We start from the raw sequence: 21,274 nt of genomic DNA, 5'->3' as shown, positions 1-21,274 counted from the left end.
GAAGGGTCAATAATGAAGGGTTCGAGCAAGGCCCATTCGGCATCACTCACATCGCTGGGATAGTGGCGTTCCATCCATCAGCCTTCGCACCGTTATGGCGGCTCTCAAGTTTTAACGGACAGGCTCTAAGAAACACCTGGAAGCGACCTCATGGTGAAGTCGATCAACAAGACTCTTCCCTCTGTTGTCCCCTGTGTCTCGGTGGTTCCATTGCGTGGACACGGAAAGGACATTATGCCTCGCCGCCGCCGCTGTGATTTGCGTTACAGGCAGAACAAGACTTGACCACGGGTTCTGATGCTGGTTTTGGCTGATGTATGACGATGGACATCAATCAATTCACGGGTGACAGCACGGCTGCCCCGGTGCTGACGGCACTCGCGGCGGCGAAGTGGCGTAAAGCGCGTGATTTGGCCAAGGAGCTGTGCAAAAAGGAGCGTGCACGTTATTTACCACTGCTCATTGAGGCAAATGTGGGGCTGGTGCGTGAGATGAAGTCCAAAGGGCTGACTCAAGATGCGGAGCCAGTGCTGGCGTATTTAAAAAGCATCTGCCCATCTGATATGTGGGAGAAGCTGCGCCAGGATCTTGAAAAAGCCGCGCCCGTTGTTGTCTCTGCCCCTACCCGCGATGCGCCTGCCAGTGGCAGCCCTGCGGTGGTCCTTGCGCTGGCTTGGCCGACGGTGCTAAAGGCGGCGGAGGCGTGTGAGAAAGGCCTGCCTGTGTCTGCTGCGGAGTGGGCGGCGGTGGATGCGGCGGTGAGCGCCTTCACCCCAGCTCCGACAGGTGATGGGGAAAGCCTCGGCCTGCTGGTTGCTGCGGAGCTGGAGATGATTCATCTGGCCTGCGCCGCCACGGCAGAGGGACGCTGGGAGGATGCTCAGACGGGCCTGCGCTCACTGGCACGGCAGTCCGTCTTTCTGCACTGGCGCATGTTTTTGCGTGGTGTGCGCCATCATTTTCTGCGGGAGGCGGAGCAGGCGCGGCGCTGCTTTGGCACCTTGCCGCCGGATGGTGCGCTGGCGCGTGCGGCGGCCGTCATCGCCGGGAATGAGGTGGCACCAGACCTGAAACGGCAGGCACCGTCGCGTGCCCGTGCGGACTGGTGGCTGGCGGTGAGCGGACAGCCGCGCACGCTGGCCGCAGCGCTCACGGAGGCGCATGTGGCGTGGGTGAAGCCGGATGTGCGACAGTCTTTTGAGGTGCTGGGAAAGGCCTTTGGCAAAGACTTCCCCAGCCTCCAGCCCAGCCTCGCGGGCCTCATGACCGCTGTCATCATGCCCACGCGTATCCCACGTGGTGCTGTCGAAGAGAAGCGTGCGAATCAGTGGAACCACTTGCAGCAAGATCTGCTGCGTCAGAAAAATCTGTCCCAGCTCATCTGCGCCATGCTGCGGGCGCTCGCGCTGCGTGATACGGCGGTCATGAATCCGCATGACCTGTTTGAAGAATGGCGGCAGATGCTGAATCTCCAGATAAAAATCCTCGGCCCCAATCCCGTGCGTGACAGCATTGGCTGGCTGTGGCTGGGAGAGCAGATGATGAAGCCACCGCCGAGCCTGGGCTTCTTCACCCGTCAGGAAAGTCCGCACCGCCATGCCGGGCACGCCCGTACGGCGCTGCTGGAGGCCACTGTATGTGATGACAGCCATGAAGCCGCCTGGCTGGCGCTGCTGCGCTTTCACACGGAGCGGGGCGAAACCTCAGAGCGCAATAAATTGCTCGATGATCTGGTGAAATGCTTCCCGCAGAACAAAGACGTGCTTATCCAGACGGGTCTGCTCGCGGCAGAGCGGAAAGCCTTCACCAAAGCACTGCCCAGCCTGCGTGCGGCGCGTGCACTCGATCCGCTGGACCGCCAGGCGCAGACCGCGCTCGTCACCGCGCTCATCCAGCAAGCGCGTGAGTTGCTGAAAAAGCAGCGCCCGGCGGATGCGGTATGGGCGGAGATCGAAACGCTCACGCACGAGGCCGCTGGCCCGGTTTACCACACACTGGCACGCTGGACGCAGCGGGTGCGCCGGGCGGTGCTGGAGCGCAGTGATGCCCTGGCCGCTGAGGCCGCCGCCATGGCTCCCACAGTGACACACGCGCTCTTCTTTGAGCGGCTGCTCAGTCCACTCTACAAATGCGAGCTGCGTGCAGGCTGGCAGCAGGCCTGGAGTGTCGCGCTGGAAACCGGTTCGAGCTGGCAGGACCTCATTTCGCTGCTGGAAATCGCGCACGACGCCTGCCGCATCAAAGGTTTCGGCTGGCAGGAGGCCAGACTCGTGGGTAACCTGCTTGAGGCTGTGCTTACCAGAACCGCCAGTCGTCATTTGCTCGATGATCCCGATGGCATGCTGCTCTTCATCACGCGCACGAGCACCCATAGCCTGCCGGACAAGGACTACCAATGGCTGGGGACCACTTTCAACGAACTTCGCGCACAACTCACACGCGCACTGGCTCCTTACTCGAAGAAGCAGGCATCTCACCCACACCAGTGCTTTGCTGGTATGCAGTTGCAGTTGGATCACTTCGCGTGGCAGCCAGAGAAGACGTTCGACAAGCGGCTGGCTGAAATCCTTTCGATAGCGCAGAAGCAGGGCCTAACCGTTTTGTTAGAGGCCGCACAGCTGTTACGGTCGCAGCTCGACCAAGGCCCAGATGGAGCGTTTGACGGCGGCTTTGACGATGACTTCGAAGAGGAGTCATTCCCACCATTGCCCCCCATAAAGGACGAACAAATCACCGAGGCGGATTTTAACAAAGTCCCACCGGCGGTGATGCTGCTGCTCCTCGAACTGGGCGACGCCATCATCGAAGGAGATACTGCGGCCATCGCACGCCTACGCCTCCAGTCGATCGCTGGCGGAATGTCGGCTGAGCTGTTCGACAAATTTGTCCGTTGCGCTCCAACGACCGGATCCAAGCCCGGCGACAAGCAGAAAAAATCCTCCCGCAAGGGCCCCCAGCCCGAGCTAGACCTCTTTTAACGGCCATGAACCCCTTCCTCGTCCTCGATCTCCCCCTTGGCTGCTCCGACGACCAAGTGCGCGCGGCCTACCATGAGCGCCTGCGCCAGCACACGCCCGAGCAAGACCCCACCGGCTTTCAGACCCTCCAGGAAGCCTACGCCGCCTTGCGCACGGAGCGTGATCGCTGGCGCTGGCACCTGCTCAACACCGACGTGCCAGCTGAAAGCCCACTGGCGGCACTGGAAAAGCTAGCGCGCCTCCCCGGTCGTGCGCGCCCACCCGGTGCCGCCGCCTTCCAGAGCCTACTCACGGCCTGCGCCACTGCCGCGCAGCGTGATCTCACTTCCCCGCCCACAAAGTAACCGCCCATGCCAGACGAATCCGACTCCGATCAAGACGAACTCGACCGCGAAATCCGCGACGCCTCACCCGATACCGCCGAGGTTGAAACCATCGACGAAGTAGAAGACGAAGAGCAGCTCTACGAAGACGACATCACCCTCACCGAACTGCGTGACGAGATCTCCGCTGGCACCGCCGAGAACCGCCGCACCGCGCGCCGCACCTTTGATGTGCTCAAGCAGTTCGGCACCGTGTTGGACGCCATGTCCGCCACGGTCAATGACCTCCACCGCAGCACCCGTACCGCCTCCCAGGCCGCTGTGAGTGAAAAAGACAGCGGGCTGCCGCGCGGGCACCTCATCGGCCTCATCGAGTTGGCAGACCGCCTCAAGCGACTCAGCAGCGCCTTTGACCGCCGCCCCGCTGCCGCCACCTCCTGGCTGCCATCAGCTAAAACAGCCCTCAGTGCCTGGGATGCGGCCTGGAGCACCCAAAGTCAGGCTTTCAGCATCCTCAGCATCCACGTCGAAGGTCTCCTCAAAAACACCGGCCTCGAGCGCATGAGCGTCACCGGCCAGCCGTTCGATCCCGCATGCATGACCGCCGTCGAGACCACTCAGGACAGCACCCCGCCCGACCACACCGTCCTCGCTGAGCTTCTGCCGGGCTGGTTATGCCCCAGCACTGCTGAAATCATCCGCCCCGCCCAAGTCCGCGTCTCACGCCGCTAAAAAATATCTCATCATCATGAACACACCAGATCTCGTCGTCGGCATCGACCTCGGCACCACCAACAGTAGCATCGCCGCCGTCATCGATGGCAGCGTCACCGTCATCCCCGTCGCGGGGCAGCTTTCCATGCCCAGCGCCGTCGGTTTAGACCCCACCGGTCGCCTCATCATCGGCCAGGCGGCCAAAAACCAGTCCGTCTCCGCTCCAGAGAGCACCCTGCTCTCCATCAAGCGCCTCATGGGCACTGAGCAGACCGTCACGCTCGGCGGCAAAACCTACCGGCCAGAGGAAATCAGCGCTCTCATCCTCGGCGAGCTCAAACGCGCCGCTGAAGCCCATCTCGGCCGCTCCGTCACGCACGCCGTTATTACCGTGCCCGCCTTCTTCAATGAGCGTCAGCGCCAGGCCACCCAAGATGCCGGCAAACTCGCTGGACTCGAGGTGCTACGCATCATCAACGAGCCCACTGCCGCCGCACTGGCCTACGGCGCTGGCAGCCACGGCATCCAAGAGCGTGAAACGCTCCTCGTCTATGACCTCGGCGGCGGCACTTTCGACGTTTCCCTCGTGACCGTCGAAAACGGCGTCGTCGAAGTCCGCGCCAGCCATGGAGACACCCATCTCGGCGGCGACGACTTTGACATCCTCCTCGCTACCGAAGGCGAAAAGCGCTTCCAGCAGCAGCACCCCGGCGAAGGCGGCGCACTCACGCCCGCCACTCAGCGCCGCCTCAAAGCCGCCATGGAACTGGCCAAAATCCGCCTCTCTGACGACCCCTACGCCACGGTGCATGAGGAATACCTCACCCCCGAGAGCCACCTCGAGACCGAACTCGCCCGCACCGACTACGAAGCCCTCATTGAGCCCCTTCTCGAAAAAACCCTCGACTGCCTCCAGCGCAGCCTCAGCGACGCCAAAGTCACCGCTGCGCAGGTGGACAAAATCATGCTCGTCGGTGGTGCCACACGCACCCCCTTCGTCCACGCTCTCCTGAGCAGCCGCCTCGGCAAAGAACCACGCCACGAGATCAATCCCGACCTTATCGTCGCCATGGGTGCCGCCATCCAGGGTGCCGCACTCGCCGGCCAGCCCGCCCCCGCCATTCTCATCGACATCTCCGCGCACACTTACAGCATCGCCGCCCTCATCGGTGGCATGGGCGGAGGTTTTATGCCCGTGCGTGGCTGCGCACCCATCGTCCGTCGTGGCACCCCCCTGCCCGTGCGCAAGTCGGAGGCCTTCACCACCGTGCATGACAACCAAGACATCATCGAAGTCATCGTCTTTCAGGGCGAGCAGCCGTTGCCCGAAGGCAACCTTGAGATTGGCAAATTCCTCATCGAAGGCCTTGCCGCCGTCCCGACTGGCAACGAAGTCGTCGTCGAGTTCCAAATCGACCTCAACGGCCTGCTCAAAGTCACCGCTACTGAAAAGCGCACCGGCTTGGCCAAAAGCGCCGTCATCGACACCGCCGGCCATCACCGCCTCAATCTCGACGCCGCTCGCACCAACCTCGCCGCCCTCTTTGAGGAAGCCGACGCCGCCCACATGCACCTCGAAGACGACGAGGATGAGGATGATGACGAGGACTACATCACCTTGGAAGACGTGGACTCCGACGCACCCGCCAGCGCAGCACCCGCCGGACTGCTGGCCACCGCCAAAAGCCTCCGCCGCCGCGCTGAGGCCCTCCTGGAGCGTGGCGTCGCGGAAACGGATGCCGCCGACCTGCGCACCCGCCTCAGCGGCATCTCCCACGCCATTCAGCACTCGGATTGGCCGATCCTCACGACTCACACCGACCAGCTCAGCGACGTCCTTTTCTACCTGGAAGACTAAGCCAAGCGCTCGTAGGCCGGATGTGTTGGGCGGGGAAAGCTTGGATTCCACCACCAGTAAGCTCCGCCCAACTATCCGGCTGCTTTGAGCGCACGGAAGCTCTCCGGCCCACGCACGCCCAAACAGCCGGATAGTTCGGCGAAGAACGTCCATCGTGTCATCCACGCCCTGCGCGCCGAACACATCCGGCCTACGACATTCCGGCGACGCACCCCTGAGCCGCCGCATCAGGCAGGACGATGCACGAGGCACTTGAAGGCGCTACCGGCTCCGTCGGGGTCACTCAATAGAGTGCCCTTGGCGGGCATGAATTCGGCCAAGGTTTGATACGAAGCCTCTTCGCAACCGAGTTGGCTCAACCATGCGCGGTAGTCGGTGAAATTGATGTCGGCGGTAATGTCTTGGCGGCCCGGATTTGAGAGTAAATCGGGCCAGTAGAGCCGCTGATGCATGAAATAGCCGCGCAGCGTGCCCTTGGGGTGGCGGTGGTAGAGATGGGGAAATTCGTCGCCGTAGTCGATGGTGAGCATGCTGCCGCTCTTCCAGTGTGGGAGCCAATTTTGCAGCCAAGTGCGCACGCTGGCGTGAATTTCGCAGCGCTGGCCGTTTTGGAACGAGTGGTGCAGCAGTGCGCTGAATGGAGCGGGATCGAGCGTGAGCGGCTGGAGTTGCTCGGGCACCCAAACCTCGAGCCACTGGCCATTTCGCCATTCAACAAGCACCGCAGGGAAGGCGTCGAGCAATTCGTTGTGGAAGATGAAGGCCTCACCCTTCGCAGCAGTCAGCGCCGCTTCAAGATCGTCATGCCAGCGGATTTTTGAGCCGAACCGATGCTGTTGTTGCAATCGAAGAACGGGCGAGGTTTCAACGATGTGGAAAGTGAACCGCCAGCGATAACGGAGCCCCAGTGTCTTGCGCACCTGCTGCATCAGCGAGCCGTCGCCTGCACCGACTTCGATGATGTGACGCACACGCGGCTGAAGCCTGTACTCCGCTTTAAGCCAGTCGGCGATGGTCCCTCCGAGCTGTGGTGCCAGCGTGGCACTGGTGCTGAAATCCCCACGCGCACCGACCGTGCGGATGTGGCGCGTGTAGTAGCCGCGCTGTGGATCAAACAGCGCGCGCTGCATGAAGGCGGCGAAGGGTTCAGGCATGACGTAGCCAGGATGCTTGGTTAATCGAAGAACTCGTCATCCTCATCAGGCGGGGGGAATCCCCAGGCGGCGGCCATATCAGGTGTGGCGCGTTGGGTGAGCACATCGATGGGCACGACGGCGGCGTCAGGTGTTTGGAGGAAGTTCGCCCGCTTGGTGTCGCCAAGGGCGATTCCGATGCCGGGGTGATACCACATCAGCAAGTCCGTCCGCTGAAAGCCGATGCCTTTGAGCATTTCGTTGATCGCCATGGCCTCCGGCAGTGTGCCTTCGAGTTTCGGCTGGGAGATGACCAGCGAAGGCTGGTCTCCATCAATCATGCCCTCAAAGCGCACCTGGTCGCCGAAGATCTGATTCACGCAAATGAAGCGCCGCAGGTAGTCGATCGGTGTGGCGGATGTCTGCGCTACATGCAAGTCACCACCGATCATTTTTGTCGCCAGACACAGGCCTGCTTGTCCTGGGTGGGTGACTTTGAAAAAGCGATTGTCTGCTTCGCTTGATTCGTAAACCAGATGTTCACCGCCTTGGTCAAACAGATCGCCGAGTTTAGCTATTTTGAAGAACCCATCGTTCTTTTCCGCCCATTCGGTCAAGGCTTTGAACTGGAGGACAGAGTTGCCTGCTCCAGCGAAAGGCGCATCGCCCGATTTGATGCCATTTGCAGCCGGGTTTTGTCCGGGTCCGTCAACACCCACCGCTCGCGCGTCTGGCGCATGCGTTCGACATGTTTTTTGAACTCGGCTTTGCTCATGACGGAGGAGGGCGGTGATGGGTGATAGAAAGGTCTGTGAGTCAGGACTCAACACGCCGCAGTGTGCGCTGATACGACGCAGGCGTCAAGTGAGCGCTCCGGTCCAAAGCGTGCAGCCAAAGATACGAACACCGCCGATGGTGACCGAATCGTTTTCCAATACGTGCACATTCGTGCCACGGGCCATTTCACGGAGCTTGTCGAGCAGTGAGGGGTAATTCTGGCCGTAGTACTCGTGGTTCCCGCAGAGGTAGATGACGGGCACGTCGGTGAACGTGCGCAGAAGACACTTCAGACCGTTCGTCTTGGTCGCGACATCGCCTGCGAGCACCACGCAGTCGCAGTCCACCCTCGGAACCGGCACTTCGCCAAATTCTTGATGAAGGTCGCTGAGGATATGGAGGCGCATGGGGGGCAACATTGCTTCAACTCGGCTTCAGGACCAAGGTGTCATCGACATCGAATGTAAATGATCATGGCTCAGAAAAGTTTAGCGATCTCTTCCGCGATGATCTCCAGGCCTTCACGCACGATGTGCTCTGGTTGCGAGTAAGTGAGGCGCAGGCACTCGTGCGGGTGCTGCCAGGGTTCGTCGAGGCCGAAGGCGAAGTAGTGGCCGGGGATGACGAGGACTTTGCGCTCTTTGAGGCGACGATACAGTTCGGCGGCGGGAATGGGCAGGCCGTTGATCCAGAGCCAGAGGAAGAAGGCACCTTCCTGCGCGTGCAAGGCCCACGGCACTTTCTCGCCGAGCGCATTGGCGATCACGGACTTGGCGAAGTCGGAGCGTTCGCGGTAAAACGGGCGGATCACTTGCGGACCGAGCTGGATGAGTGTGTCGTCCTTGAGCAGCGGCAGGAGCAGCGCCTGGCCGAGGTTGCCATTCGCGAGGGAGACGATGGCGTTCATGTTCGACAGCGCCTTCACGATGGGCGCATCGGCGACGATCATGGCGGTGCGCACGCCGGGCAGGCCGACTTTGCTCATGCTGATGCTGAAGATCATGCCGGGCTGCCACTGCGGCTGGAAGCCGTTGTGGATGACGCCGGGGAAGGGATGACCGTAGGCGTTGTCGATGATGAGCGGGATGCCATGCGCGTCGCAGATGGCATGGAGGCTGTCGAATTCGTTTAACGTGAGGACGTTGCCGGTGGGATTGGTCGGACACGAGACACACATCGCCGCAATGTCCGGCGTGATGCGCAGGCGGTCGAAATCGACGTGGTATTTGATTTCGTGCGCTGCGGTTTCGACGATGCGCGGCAGGCAGGCGGTGAACTGGCCTGCCGTGAGCGCCTGATTGGCGTAGCCGATGTAGTCAGGCAGCAGCGGGAAGAGAATGCGGCGTTTTTTACCTGCAGTGTCGCCAGCGAGGAGATTGAAGAGCAGGAAGAAGGCGCTCTGGCTGCTGGGCATCACGGCGATGTTTTCGCTCGCCACGTTCCAGCTGCATTCGCGTTGTAGGAAAGCGGCGAAGGCTTCGCGGAAAAGCGGATTCCCGCCGGGCGGGTCGTAATTGAGCAGGGTGCGATCGATGCTGCCGTCGTCGAGCATTTCACGCATGCGCTCACGCCAGAGCTGCTGGACCGGTGGAATGGCCGCAGGCTGGCCGCCGCCGAGCATACGCATGTCGGGATGCGTGGTGAGCGCAGCACCGCAGTCATCCATCAGCTCCTGGATGCCGCTGGGACCGGCGAGACGCAGGCCGATGTCTGAGAAGGTGGATTTCATCCTGTAACGGTGATTCGCAGGCTGGGAGGCGATGGGATCCTGGATGGCGGCGGAACAGCCATAGAATGCGCAGGACGGGAAAGAGATGCAACGGTGCTTTGAATTGAAAAGCATCGCACTTGTCATAATCTGATGCCATGAAGATCATTTTATCCCACCTCGTAGTCATACTGCTCTCCGGGCTTCTCGTTTCCTGTGCGTCCTCCACGATGGATAGCATTCCGACCCTGGCACAATTGGAAGCCTATGAAAGAGTGATCCTTTCGAGGCATCAAGGACTCTACGACGATCTTGAAAGGCAACGCGCCTCGGGAGCGATCAGCAAAACGGAGTACGGCGAAAGAAGACGTCAGCTTGACTCCAAGGTCACGGAAGAAGTGAACGACGTCGCCTGGCGTAACCATTCTTTGGCTGAATCCGAACGCAAAGTGGATGGCGTGCCGACGCCGGACGCACCCGTGCGTTTGAATCCGGGGGGCTCCAGCGGCGAGTCATTCCACCGGCCGGCCAATCAAAATTTTGGCAATGTGGCTGGGGTTAGTGGCACCGCAGGCATGAGCAGTGTTAGTTCCGCTAGTGAACAGTTTCAAAGAGCGCAGTCCGTCCGCAATGATGCCATTTCAGCAGGCGGCTCCTTCCTTTCAGCACCGCCGCCAGGCTCTATCTACGATACCACGGTGAAACGGTAAAAAGACGGCAGCGGCTGGGCTTTCAGCGGGAGTGCAGCGCCCCAAAAGACGATATGCTGACGAAGTTCCGACCGTTGCGTGAAAAGAGAAAGCCCTGTGAGGAGTGATCCCCACAGGGCTTCTGATAACGGATTGCTCCGCCACATTTGACCTCACAAGGAGGTCAACGCGTTACTTCTTCTTCTTGGCGGCCTTTTTTGCAGCTTTCTTAGCGGGGGCCTTCTTTTTTGCAGCTTTCTTAGCCATGGTAGTTATCCTCTTGTTGTTGTTGGTTGCGTTGTTGTTTTGTTTTGCCGCAGAGGCAGCCGACTTCGCAGCCGGTTTGCTTCCACGGACATTTTTTCCTGCGGCGGCCGCAAGGGCGCGCTTTTCTTCGATCGCGGCCTGCGCTGCGGCAAGGCGTGCGACGGGAACTCGGAAAGGACTGCAACTCACATACGTGAGGCCTGCACGATGGCAGAATTTGACACTGTCTGGATCGCCGCCGTGTTCACCGCAGATGCCGAGTTTGATGTCGGGCTTGGTCTTGCGGCCTTTTTCGATGGCGATCTTGATGAGCTGACCGACGCCGGACTGATCCAGCGTGGCGAAGGGGTTCTTCTTGAAGATTTCGTTCTCGGTGTAGGGCATCAGGAAGCTACCCATGTCATCGCGGCTCATGCCGAGTGCGGTCTGCGTGAGGTCGTTGGTGCCAAAGCTGAAGAACTGCGCCGTCTCGGCGATTTCATCAGCCGTGAGTGCTCCACGCGGCACCTCAATCATGGTGCCGACCAGATAGTCGAGTTTTACTTTTTTCTCAGCCATCACTTCTTTTGCCACTTTATGCACGATTTCCACCTGAAGGTCGAGTTCTTTCTTGAACCCGACGAGAGGAATCATCACCTCGGGCTTCACCTTGATCTTCAGTTTCACGACATCAGCCGCAGCTTCAAAGATGGCACGCGCCTGCATTTCGGTGATCTCAGGATAGGCGATGCCGAGACGGCAGCCGCGATGTCCGAGCATCGGATTGAATTCATGAAGCTGCTGCACACGAGCGGCGACCTTCTCGACGGCGACACCCATTTTTTTCGCAAGTTCGGCCTGCGCTTTTTCTTCATGAGGAACAAACTCATGCAGCGGCGGATCAAGCAGGCGGATCGTGGCGGGCAGGCCTTTGAGGGCCGTGAAGATGCCGGTGAAGTCTTCACGCTGATACGGAAGAAGTTTTGCGAGCGCTTTTTTGCGGTCGGCCACGTTGTCGGCGAGAATCATTTCACGCACGGCGTCGATGCGGTCACCTTCAAAGAACATGTGTTCCGTGCGGGTGAGACCGATGCCCTGCGCGCCGAAGGAGATGGCGTTTTGCGTCTGCTCTGGATTGTCAGCGTTGGTGCGGACCTGCAGGCGCGTGGCCTTGGCACACCAGATCATGAGCTGTTGGAAACTCTTGAATTTTTCGGTCGCTCTCGCGACTTCATCGCCATGAATCATGCCGGTGATGATTTCGGAGGGGGCCGTCTTGAGCTGTCCGGCATAAACAATACCGCTGGTACCGTCGATGGAGAGGAAGTCGCCTTCTTTGAAGGTCTGTCCCGCGACGCTGACAGTTTTCTTGTCATAATCGATTTCGAGCGCCGCTGCACCGCAGATGCAAACTTTGCCCATCTGACGGGCAACGAGCGCCGCATGCGATGAGACACCGCCGCGTGCGGTGAGAATGCCTTCGGCAGCGATCATGCCGCGCAGATCTTCGGGGCTGGTTTCATTACGAACGAGCAGCACTTTTTCGCCTTTTTGTTCGGCGATGACGGCACGGTCCGCGTTGAGATAAATTTTACCTGAAGCGGCACCAGGACCGGCAGGAAGACCGGAGGCAATCGGCTTGGCCTTTTTGACATCGGCCAGATCGAAGATCGGCGCGAGCAACTGGTCGAGCTGATCGGCAGGATTACGCAGCACGGCGGTCTCCCAGTCGATGAGCTTCTCCTTCACCATGTCGATGGAGAATTTCAGTGCCGCAGCGGCGGTGCGTTTGCCATTGCGGGTCTGCAGCATGAACAGCTTGCCTTCTTGAATGGTGAACTCAACGTCTTGTACATCCTTGAAATGCTGCTCGAGCTTTTTGCGAACCAGCAGCAGCTCCGCGTAGGACTTCGGCATTTCTTTGGCGAGCTGGGCCACTGGCTCAGGGGTGCGGACGCCGGCGACGACGTCTTCGCCCTGAGCGTTGATGAGGAACTCACCGTAGAACTCGTTCGTGCCGTTGGCCGGGTTGCGGGTGAAGGCCACACCGGAGCCGGAGGTGTGGCCGGTGTTGCCAAACACCATTGCCTGCACGTTCACGGCAGTGCCCCATTCGGCGGGGATGTTGTATTTGCGGCGATAGACGATCGCTCGGTCGTTCATCCAACTGCCGAAGACAGCACCGGCGGCACCACGCAGCTGTTCCCATGGATCGGAGGGGAACACCTTGCCAGTGCGCTCTTTGACGAGCGCCTTGAAGCGCTTCACCAGTTCCTGCTGGTCGGCGGCGGTGAGATCGCTGTCGATGATGTCCTTGTGATAGGTTTCGTGTTTGAATTTCTCGATGGCAGTCTCAAACGGCTCATGGTCTTCGCCTTCGAGCTTCTGCACGCCGAGAACGACGTCGCCATACATCTGAACGAAACGACGGTAGCAGTCCCAGGCAAAGCGTTCGTTGTTCGTCGCCGCAACGAGTGAGAGAACCGTCTGATCATTCAGACCGAGGTTCAGAATGGTGTCCATCATACCAGGCATCGAATCACGCGCGCCGGAACGAACGGCCACGAGCAGCGGGAAGCCTTTGGCATCGCCAAACTTGTAGCCCATGATCTTCTCCATGTTCTTGACGGCCGTCTCCATCTGCGATTGCAACGCGGAAGGGTAGGTCTTTTTGTTCTCGTAAAAATAGGTGCAGACATCGGTGCTGATGGTGAACCCTGGAGGCACTGGGAGGCCGATGCGGCTCATCTCTGCGAGGTTGGCACCCTTGCCACCAAGTAGCGCCTTCATGGAGCCGTCACCGTCTGCTTTGCCTGCTCCGAAAAAATAGACGTATTTCTTTTTATCTGCGCTGCCCTTGGATGCTGTCTTTGCCATAAATAATGATGCGGATCGTCTGATGCGAAGCCGTGGTTGTTGTGTGTGTTCAGTGAGGGTTAGGTCGCGGATTTATATCGTTGGAGCATATGATGCAAGCATTAGTTGACAATCAAAAGTTGCGACGCAGCGGCCACATCATCACCCGCAGTTCATCGTTCATGATGGGTTGGTGTGCATTGAAGTTGGCGCATGCTCACGACAAGTATTGACGTGGAGATTCAAAAACGATTAAATCCAGTCGTGTGAAGCGACGATTTTTTCAACCAGACGCTGCTCCAACACAACAAACCTCACCATCATCCGAAGATCATGAAATTGAAACGTAATGTTCCCAACCTCCCCCGCCAGGGCTTCACGCTCATCGAGCTGCTGGTGGTGATCACCATCATTGCCATTCTTGCCGGTCTGGTCATGGGCCAGGCAAACAAGATGATGGCGGATGCGCGAAAGCTGCAGGTGCAGACTGTCATCAAAGACCTGCGCATTGCCATCGCCAGCTATCAAGTCGAATACAACCGCTATCCGGTTAACTCCAGCATGCTCAGCAGCGCATCCGACGGCCAGGATATTCAAGCACTGCTAACGGATGAAAACAGCGGCATTGTCAGCGCCTTGATGAGCACCTCGTCCTCCAGCAGTGGCGGATCTGGAGGTGGCGGTGCCACGAACCTTAACCCCAGGGACATCAAGTTCATCGATCTTCCGATTGCCAAGAACGGCATGTATGGTCTCGTCAATGCCCAGCCGCCCTACAAACTGGTGGATCTCTGGGGCCTGCCTTATTATGTGCTGCTTGATACCAATGGTGACAAACAAGTGCCGAACCCGGATTTGAAAAATTCCGACCCCACCATTTCACAAAACGCCACCAGTCCGCCGCCGCAGAACCTGCCCACGGAAGTCGCCATTTACAGTTGGGGACTGGATAAGGTGGGGATGACCAAGGATGACGTTGTATCCTGGCGATCCAAGTGATGACAGATAACAGGCTTGTCCTTCGGCGCAGCGGCTTCCCCGCTGCGCTTTTTTGTCAGCTCACTCAGACGTACTTCGCCAGCAATTCGCTCACCTTCGTTGGATCGACCTTCTCATGAAAGTCATCCTCCACCATGCAAACGGGGCCGAAACCGCAGCTCGCAAGACACTCGGCGAACTCAATGCTGTATTTACCGTCGGCACTGACCGCGATTGGGTGATGATGATCCGTGTGCGAGCGGTCGATGTTCGCCGTTTTGCATAACGCATCCATCAACTCGTAGCTGCCGGCCATCGCGCATGACAGCGTGCGGCAGACGCGGATGTGAAACTTGCCGGGAGCCGCCTGGCGGAAGCCGGGATAGAAAGTCACGACCTCAAGCACTTGAATCGGCTCCAGGCCCAGCTTGGCAGCCACCCAGCTTACCGCTTCATCATTGATGAAGCGAAAGTGCTCCTGCACCAGATGCAGCAGCGGCAGCACAGCGCTGCGTTTCGAAACAGGATAATGCGAGATCGCCTCGTCCATGCGTTTCTCCAACTCGGCTGGAACTTCAAAGGGCATGCGTGCGTGTCTCGGATGAAATGGTTAAAGATGAATCAGCGGTCACACTCGCCCATGACGAAATCCAAGCTGCCAAGCACGGCGGGAATGTCGCTGAGCATGTGGCCGGGGATCAGTTTGGAAATGATGCTGAGATTCAAGAAGGAAGGGGCGCGGATTTTCAGGCGATGCGGCACGCCACCGCCGGTGCTGTTGATGTAGAAGCCCAGTTCGCCCTTCGGATTCTCAGCGGCGAAGTAAACCTCACCCGCAGGTGCCTCGATGCCCTGGGTGGCGAGGATGAAGTGATGGATCAGCTCCTCCATCTTCATCAGCACGTTTTCTTTCTTCGGCAGCAGGCCCTTGGCATCCGCCACGTTGATGGGACCACCGGGAAGAGTGGCAAACACCTGCCTTAAGATGCGAACGCTCTGCCGCATCTCTTCCATGCGCACGAGATAACGGTCGTAACAGTCACCTTTGGTGCCGATCGGGACATCAAACTCGTACTGCTCGTAATCCAGATAAGGCTTGGCCTTGCGGATGTCATGATCAACGCCGGATCCACGCAGATTCGGACCAGTGAGTCCATAGGCGATGGCATCCGCTTTGGAAATCACGCCGATGTCCTGTGTCCGGTCGATGAAGATGCGATTGCGCGAGAGCAGCTTGTCGATCTCGTCGATCACCGGCTCCAGCTCATTGAGGAACTGCTTCACCGCATCCACAAAACCATTCGGCAAATCACGAATCTGGCCACCAACACGCGTGTAACTCGTGGTGAATCGAGCGCCAGTAAGCTGTTCACACAAATTGTAGATCTTCTCACGTTCGGTGAAGGTGTAGAGAAACACAGTCATCGCTCCCACATCCATCGCAAACACCCCAACACCCAGCATGTGGGCGGAGATGCGCGCCAGTTCGCAGCAGATGACACGGATCGCCTTGCCGCGTGCAGGCAGTTCCCAGTCCATCAGCTTCTCAACCGCCAGCGCATACGCGACGTTGTTCGCCAGCGGTGCCAGATAGTCCAATCGGTCCGTGTAAGGCACGAACTGGTTGTAGTGCATGTTCTCGGCGATCTTTTCATCGCCACGATGCAGGAAGCCCACATCAGGATCGGCTTTGGTGATGATTTCGCCGTCCAGTTCCAAGATCAGCCGCAACACGCCGTGCGTGGCCGGGTGACTCGGCCCCATATTCAGCACCAGCTTCTCGCCGACGATGTCCGTCGTGGTTTCTTCCACGGCTTCGAGCTGCCGGGCCACCTTGGCGGCGGTATCCGGGGCCTCGTATTCTCGGGTGACAGTGGGCATGTAAAACAGGGGTCTGGTCTCGGGCTTGAAGGGTATCTATCTACGCTGCCTAAACTGCGGCAAGGCGATTTTGTGAAAAATTTCACAAGCTCGCTCAAACAGGAGCCAAGACCGCCTCCTCTACCCCCACATTCTCTATTAAATAGACGCTGTTTCTCCTGACGGTTGCCCACAGGCCGGGAATGACACAGACTGAGCGCACGCATGCGCTCCATCCTCCACTCCAAACCTCGCCTGCTTTACCCAGCACTGGCTGGCTGGCTGATCATGGCCGGATGGGGAATTGCCCAGACCACGCCGCCCGCCGATGGCATCCAGGATGACACCCGGGCGCTCTCTGCGGAGACCCACCGCCAGATCGCACGCGAGCTGCAGGTGTTCCGCAAAGATTTGAAATGTGATGCCTGGATCACAGCATCCAGTTTCGCCTCTGCGGGTGCTACCATCCGGCGGGAGGCTCAAATCACCCGTCGTGAATGGAGTGGCGAGCGCCCGGCGGTGCTCATGGCCTATGATCGCGCCAGCAACAGCAGCGCCATGTCCTTCGCGCCCGAGTTTTGGGAGCGCTACCCATCCGCCGAACTCGTCGAGATCATGCAGGAGACACGCCGCATTTGCACCGATACTAAGCTCACGCTCGATGAGCGCCTCGCCCTCGCCACACGCTCATGGATCGACCGGCTGCGTGTCATGGAAAGTGTGCGGCTCAAACAATCGCTCTGGATACAGCGTGGCGAAAAGCGTTTCGCGCTCATCATCGTCACGATGCTTGCAGGCGCTGCGGCCATCGCCGCCGTGCTCGGACTCGCATCACGTCGGCGCAGCGCACGTGCAGGCCGCCGCTTCCGTTTCCCCGACGTGCATGTCGGTATGCGCTTTGGCGCAGCCTATGGCGGTGGCGTCATCGCCGAGATCAAAACCAACGCCGCCGCACAGTAAGCCGCCGCTGCGCCTTATTCGTCACTCAGCTTGGTGCCATCCGGCTTGAGGCCCATGCCTTCCAGCTTCTTGTCGAGCTGCTCCACATACTTCCACGGCAGCTTCTTGCGCTGATACTTGCGAAACAACAGATCTCGCAGCTCCAGCCAGCGCTCCGGCTCCGGGTTCTCCAATGGCGTCCACATCTCACCGTCCGGATGCGCGACCCGAAACAGCCACTCGCGTGAGTCCCAGTACGCGCGGATGTACTGCTTGCGGCCGTCTTCCAGACGTTCGTGCCATTCGTGGATTTGGTTTTTGGTCATTGAGAGCGTGCAGGATGCGCTAGTATCGTCCCCATGCAAGCCGCCAGCCCCGGCAGTTCCCCTGCCCTGCCCAAACTCCTGCTCTACCTTCTCGTCGTCATGCTCGGCGGCGCCTTGCTGGCCGTGCCGCTGTTTCACCTTGGCAAAGCAGCTTACGGCTGGCTGTCCACGCCCTCGTGGCAGGACATCGGCATGGCCAATTGGCTGCGCGCCGAAATCGAGCGCGCCCATTTTACCCGCTACTTCAATCGCGCCGTGCTCGTCTGCGCCATCGTCCTCATCTGGCCGTTTCTGCGCTGGGTGCGGCTGGATCGCTCGCTGCTGCCCACTTGGAAACCGCTCAGCACTGGGATCAAACAGTGGGTGCTCGGTTTCATCCTCGCCAGCGGCCTGCTGCTCGTGCTCGGCTTCGTCTTCTTCAAAATCGGCGCGTATCAGCTTCGTCCCAACTCAGGTTGGTTCAAATTCGGCGAACCCATCACCGCCGCGCTTGGCGCCGGCATCATCGAGGAGTTCTTCTTCCGCGGCCTGCTGCTCGGTTTGTTGCTACGCACCATGTCCGTGCGCAAAGCCCTGCTCGCCGGCACCTTCGTCTTCGCTCTCGTCCATTTCCTCAAACCGCCGGAAGGCTGGCAGATCGACGATGCCGCAGTCACCTGGAGCAGCGGTTTCCTCGTGCTCAAACAAATCGCCCTCGGTTTTGGTGACGTGCAGTTTCTCCTCGCCGAATTCGCCACGCTCTTCGCCGTCGGCTGGGTGCTCGCGCAGGTGCGCATGCAAACCGGTGCGTTGTGGGCTGGCATCGGCCTGCACGGTGGCTGGGTCTTCGGCTTGAAATACTTCAGCGCCCTCACCACCTACTCCAACGGCTGGCTGCCCTGGATCGGTGCCAACCTCAAAATCGGCCTCGCGCCGCTGCTCACCGTTCTGTTCACCGGTTGGATCGCCTCCAGGCTGCTGCCAAACAACGCCGCACGATAATTCGTTTGCAGCTTACCCGCTCACACGGAACATACGCACGCAGCAGCCCCTCGCCCGAGTGGCGGAATTGGTAGACGCGCCAGACTTAGGATCTGGTTGAGCAATCAGTGCAGGTTCGAGTCCTGTCTCGGGCACCATCATCTTGGGATGCAAGCGCAGGCAACGAATCACGTTCCCATCTCACATGCGCTCGCTGCTTCTCTTCCTCTTCGCCCTCGGCTCTTCGCTCTTCATGTCCTCCGTAGCCTTGGCGAAGGAGGATGCGGCCCCACCCAACATCATCTTCATCCTAGCTGATGACTTTGGCTACGGTGATCTCGGTTGCATGGGCTGCACCGACATCGCCACGCCTAACATCGACCGCCTCGCGACGGAAGGCGTGAAGTTCACCGACTTCTACGCCAACGCACCCGTCTGCACGCCGACGCGCACGGGCTTCATGACCGGACGTTGGCAGCAGCGTTGCGGGCTTGAGCACGCGTTCGGTTATACTGTCGAACAGTCACGCCGTGTGAACGGTCAGTGGGTCAATGAGCCTGATATTCACGCCCTCGGCCTGCCGCTGACGGAAACCACCATCGCCGACCGCCTCAAAGCCGCTGGTTACGCCACCGGTGCCTTCGGCAAATGGCATCTCGGCTTCAAAGACGAGTTCAATCCCACCAAACGCGGCTTCGACGAGTACTTCGGCGAACTCCTCGGCCACGCCGACTACTACCAGCACGCCTACTATGACGGCACCTACGCGCTGCGCGACGGCCTCCAGCCCGTAAAGCGCGACGGCTACTTCACCGACCTCCTCAACGAACGCGCCGTCAAATTCATCCGCGATCACAAAGCCGCGCCCTTCTTCCTCTACGTCCCACATCTCGCTGTCCATGGCCCCTTCCAGCCGCCGGATGCTCCCGAGACACCCATGGTCACGAAGGAAAGCATGCACCACGGCAGCCGCGCCATTTACAAGGCCATGGTCGAACGCATCGACCTCGGCGTTGGCAAGATCCTCTCCGAATTGGAGAAACACGGCCTCACCAACAACACCCTCGTCGTCTTCTCCAGCGACAACGGCGGCGAGCGCTACAGCCGCAATCTGCCGCTCTTCCATCACAAAGCCACCCTCTGGGAAGGCGGCATCCGCGTCCCCTGCCTCATGCGCTGGCCTGCCAAACTGCCCAAAGGCAAAGTCACGTCGCAAATGGCCATCACCATGGACCTCCACGCCACCTTCCTCGCTTCCGCCGGAGTCACGTCAACCGCGCCCAAGCCGCTCGACGGCATCAATCTCCTTTCGCTTCTCACCAGCGATGCCAAATCCATCGAGCGCACCTTCTTCTGGCGCATCGACCGCTCCAACCGCCAGCAACGCGCCATCCGTCACGGGAAATGGAAATACATCAACGACGGCAACACCATGGACCTCCTCTTCAACCTCGACACCGACATCAGCGAGCGCACCGACCTCGGCTACCAGCACCTCGACATCCTCGCCGACCTCAAAGCCAAGCTCAAAGCATGGGAGGCGGAGATGGATGCGAGTGAGCGGGAGGTTTGGGTGAGGTGAGGGGTACGTTGTTCACGCTTGAGCGTGACATGAATGCACAGAGTTGCCCGAGCGTAAACAACATGCCTCCAGCGCCAAAGGCGCGTACCTCCTCAGCCCAGGATGCAATCCTGGGTCGCGCGCGCATCGCACCACACCCAAAATGGGAACAGCCCTGAAAGGGCGGCACTCGACACCGTGTCCACAAGACCACCCTGCGAGCCGCGAAGTCCGCCCAGGGTCGAGTTCCGCCCTTTCAGGGCTGAACGAAATCGAGGACGCTCAATGCGGCTTTCATCCTGGGGCTTCGCCCACAGGCTGAGGAATCCCGCACCGTTGGTGCTCCGATCACAGCGAGCTGCCGCAGTTCTTGGATTCAGCCTGACTTATCTGCATTTGCTGCACTAGCCGACCCGCCTGAGCAACTCTTGAAGTGCCGAAGGCGCGCCACTCCTCAGCCCGGTGTGCAACACCGGGATTCGCGCGTGGCCCGACGATTCCTTTCGGCGAGCCCTGAAAGGGCCCTGAAAGGGCGTGACTCGACCCCACGCTTCCATCACATTCCGCACGCCGTCGAATCACCCACGTATCACCGACCATGCCGCAATCTCTCTCCCAGGTTCTCGTCCACGCGGTCTTCAGCACCAAGAATCGCGAACCCATGATCCCGCCCGCCATGCGTCCGCGTCTTCACGCCTATCTCGCGACGGTGCTCGACGAAATCGGCTGTCCATCCCTCCAGGTCGGCGGCACGGCGGATCACATCCACGGGTTGTTCGCGCTTTCACGCACCGTTACCATCGCCGACGCGATCAAGGCGATGAAAACCAGCTCCAGCCAGTGGATGAAACAGCAACTCGGCACCGCCTTCTGGTGGCATGCCGGTTACGGTGCCTTCTCCGTCGCCAGCTCACAGAAATCCCGTGTTATCAAATACATCCAGACCCAGGAGTCACATCATCGTGTCACCACATTTCAGGACGAGTTCCGCACCTTGTTGAAACGCTACGAGATCGCATGGGACGAACGCTACGTCTGGGATTGAGCTACCAAACGTCTGCGTCCCACATTCAGTCAGCGCCAACGGCGCAACACTCCTCAGCCCAGGATGAAATCCTGGGTCTCGCGCGCAACAAACCGCGCATGAAATTGGGAAAGCCCTGAAAGGGCGATACTCGACACTGTGCCCACAAGATCATCCTGCCATCCGCGAAGTTTGCCCAAGGTCGAGTTCCGCCCTTTCAGGACTCCACCGAACAGGAGGCGCGACGTGTCGTTCGTTATCCCAGAGCTTCGCCCGTGGGCTGAGGAGGGACGCGCCTTTGGCGCTGCTGATTCCACGAATCTCCATTGCTCCCTTCCACACCC

General features: G+C 59.6%; 19 protein-coding genes and 1 tRNA gene. 11 read left to right on the top strand and 9 right to left on the bottom strand.

What is annotated here, in order from left to right; all coding sequences use genetic code 11:
- Positions 1 to 317 precede the first annotated feature (317 nt).
- The 4 genes from ACKVY0_RS29960 to ACKVY0_RS29945 are packed head-to-tail and all read left to right on the top strand — an operon-like array spanning position 318 to position 5,873.
- Positions 318 to 2,978 carry a tetratricopeptide repeat protein gene (locus tag ACKVY0_RS29960; RefSeq protein WP_409218563.1) on the top strand — a complete coding sequence of 887 codons (2,661 nt, stop codon included), beginning with the start codon at positions 318 to 320 and terminating at the stop codon, positions 2,976 to 2,978.
- A gap of 5 nt (positions 2,979 to 2,983) precedes the next feature.
- On the top strand, positions 2,984 to 3,322 hold the full coding sequence (locus ACKVY0_RS29955; RefSeq protein WP_409218562.1) for a molecular chaperone DnaJ: 339 nt from the start codon (positions 2,984 to 2,986) through the stop codon (positions 3,320 to 3,322).
- A 6-nt stretch (positions 3,323 to 3,328) separates the two neighbouring features.
- Positions 3,329 to 4,033: a nucleotide exchange factor GrpE gene (gene grpE / locus ACKVY0_RS29950; protein ID WP_409218561.1), complete on the top strand. Its 705-nt coding sequence runs from the start codon at positions 3,329 to 3,331 to the stop codon at positions 4,031 to 4,033.
- Between the two features lie 16 nt (positions 4,034 to 4,049).
- Positions 4,050 to 5,873, top strand: a complete 1,824-nt coding sequence (locus tag ACKVY0_RS29945) for an Hsp70 family protein (protein WP_409218560.1) — start codon at positions 4,050 to 4,052, stop codon at positions 5,871 to 5,873.
- Between the two features lie 227 nt (positions 5,874 to 6,100).
- On the opposite strand, the gene ACKVY0_RS29940 is transcribed toward ACKVY0_RS29945, so the two are convergent.
- From ACKVY0_RS29940 to ACKVY0_RS29920, 5 genes are all read right to left on the bottom strand, one after another.
- Positions 6,101 to 7,027 carry an SAM-dependent methyltransferase gene (locus ACKVY0_RS29940; RefSeq protein WP_409218559.1) on the bottom strand — a complete coding sequence of 309 codons (927 nt, stop codon included), beginning with the start codon at positions 7,025 to 7,027 and terminating at the stop codon, positions 6,101 to 6,103.
- A 20-nt stretch (positions 7,028 to 7,047) separates the two neighbouring features.
- Positions 7,048 to 7,623, bottom strand: a complete 576-nt coding sequence (locus tag ACKVY0_RS29935) for a hypothetical protein (protein ID WP_409218558.1) — start codon at positions 7,621 to 7,623, stop codon at positions 7,048 to 7,050.
- Positions 7,620 to 7,781, bottom strand: a complete 162-nt coding sequence (locus ACKVY0_RS29930; RefSeq protein WP_409218557.1) for a hypothetical protein — start codon at positions 7,779 to 7,781, stop codon at positions 7,620 to 7,622. Before ACKVY0_RS29930 ends, ACKVY0_RS29935 begins: the two co-directional genes overlap by 4 nt.
- A gap of 85 nt (positions 7,782 to 7,866) precedes the next feature.
- Positions 7,867 to 8,190 (bottom strand): hypothetical protein, encoded by a 324-nt coding sequence (locus ACKVY0_RS29925; protein ID WP_409218556.1) that lies wholly within the window; start codon positions 8,188 to 8,190, stop codon positions 7,867 to 7,869.
- A 71-nt stretch (positions 8,191 to 8,261) separates the two neighbouring features.
- Positions 8,262 to 9,512, bottom strand: coding sequence for a valine--pyruvate transaminase (locus ACKVY0_RS29920; RefSeq protein ID WP_409218555.1), 1,251 nt, complete (start codon positions 9,510 to 9,512; stop codon positions 8,262 to 8,264).
- Positions 9,513 to 9,649: 137 nt separating this feature from the next.
- On the opposite strand from ACKVY0_RS29920, the gene ACKVY0_RS29915 reads away from it, so the two are divergent.
- Positions 9,650 to 10,201, top strand: coding sequence for a hypothetical protein (locus ACKVY0_RS29915; protein ID WP_409218554.1), 552 nt, complete (start codon positions 9,650 to 9,652; stop codon positions 10,199 to 10,201).
- A 171-nt stretch (positions 10,202 to 10,372) separates the two neighbouring features.
- Here the strand turns inward: ACKVY0_RS29915 and ppdK are convergent, their stop codons facing one another.
- The gene (gene ppdK, locus ACKVY0_RS29910) at positions 10,373 to 13,303 is read right to left on the bottom strand and encodes a pyruvate, phosphate dikinase (RefSeq protein ID WP_409218553.1); all 2,931 of its coding nucleotides are present in this window, start codon (positions 13,301 to 13,303) and stop codon (positions 10,373 to 10,375) included.
- 312 nt (positions 13,304 to 13,615) lie between these two features.
- Here ppdK and ACKVY0_RS29905 point away from each other — a divergent pair, with 312 nt between their 5' ends.
- Positions 13,616 to 14,281, top strand: coding sequence for a type II secretion system protein (locus tag ACKVY0_RS29905; RefSeq protein ID WP_409218552.1), 666 nt, complete (start codon positions 13,616 to 13,618; stop codon positions 14,279 to 14,281).
- Positions 14,282 to 14,345: 64 nt separating this feature from the next.
- Here the strand turns inward: ACKVY0_RS29905 and ACKVY0_RS29900 are convergent, their stop codons facing one another.
- Together ACKVY0_RS29900 and nuoD are read right to left on the bottom strand one after the other, a co-directional pair.
- On the bottom strand, positions 14,346 to 14,846 hold the full coding sequence (locus tag ACKVY0_RS29900) for an NAD(P)H-dependent oxidoreductase subunit E (RefSeq protein WP_409218551.1): 501 nt from the start codon (positions 14,844 to 14,846) through the stop codon (positions 14,346 to 14,348).
- Between the two features lie 35 nt (positions 14,847 to 14,881).
- On the bottom strand, positions 14,882 to 16,141 hold the full coding sequence (gene nuoD / locus ACKVY0_RS29895) for an NADH dehydrogenase (quinone) subunit D (protein WP_409218550.1): 1,260 nt from the start codon (positions 16,139 to 16,141) through the stop codon (positions 14,882 to 14,884).
- A gap of 204 nt (positions 16,142 to 16,345) precedes the next feature.
- On the opposite strand from nuoD, the gene ACKVY0_RS29890 reads away from it, so the two are divergent.
- Entirely contained in the window at positions 16,346 to 17,080 is a 735-nt protein-coding gene (locus ACKVY0_RS29890) for a hypothetical protein (protein WP_409218549.1), read from the top strand.
- Positions 17,081 to 17,094: 14 nt separating this feature from the next.
- Here the strand turns inward: ACKVY0_RS29890 and ACKVY0_RS29885 are convergent, their stop codons facing one another.
- Positions 17,095 to 17,385, bottom strand: coding sequence for a hypothetical protein (locus tag ACKVY0_RS29885; protein WP_409218548.1), 291 nt, complete (start codon positions 17,383 to 17,385; stop codon positions 17,095 to 17,097).
- Between the two features lie 33 nt (positions 17,386 to 17,418).
- Between ACKVY0_RS29885 and ACKVY0_RS29880 the strand changes: the two genes are divergently transcribed.
- The 4 genes from ACKVY0_RS29880 (at position 17,419) to ACKVY0_RS29865 (ending at position 20,951) form a co-directional block, all read left to right on the top strand.
- A complete protein-coding gene (locus tag ACKVY0_RS29880; protein ID WP_409218547.1) occupies positions 17,419 to 18,366 on the top strand; it encodes a type II CAAX prenyl endopeptidase Rce1 family protein in 948 nt (315 codons plus the stop codon).
- Positions 18,367 to 18,418: 52 nt separating this feature from the next.
- Positions 18,419 to 18,503: transfer RNA gene (locus ACKVY0_RS29875), tRNA-Leu, on the top strand.
- A 47-nt stretch (positions 18,504 to 18,550) separates the two neighbouring features.
- Entirely contained in the window at positions 18,551 to 19,927 is a 1,377-nt protein-coding gene (locus ACKVY0_RS29870; RefSeq protein ID WP_409218546.1) for a sulfatase, read from the top strand.
- A 577-nt stretch (positions 19,928 to 20,504) separates the two neighbouring features.
- Complete coding sequence (locus ACKVY0_RS29865) at positions 20,505 to 20,951, top strand: transposase (protein ID WP_409218545.1); 447 nt, start codon at positions 20,505 to 20,507, stop codon at positions 20,949 to 20,951.
- Positions 20,952 to 21,274: the final 323 nt, after the last annotated feature.

Source organism: Prosthecobacter sp., assembly GCF_046154365.1.
Classification (GTDB): Bacteria; Verrucomicrobiota; Verrucomicrobiia; order Verrucomicrobiales; family Verrucomicrobiaceae; genus Prosthecobacter.
Note: the sequence above shows the minus strand (reverse complement) of the source record. Positions and strands in the feature narration are given on the sequence as shown.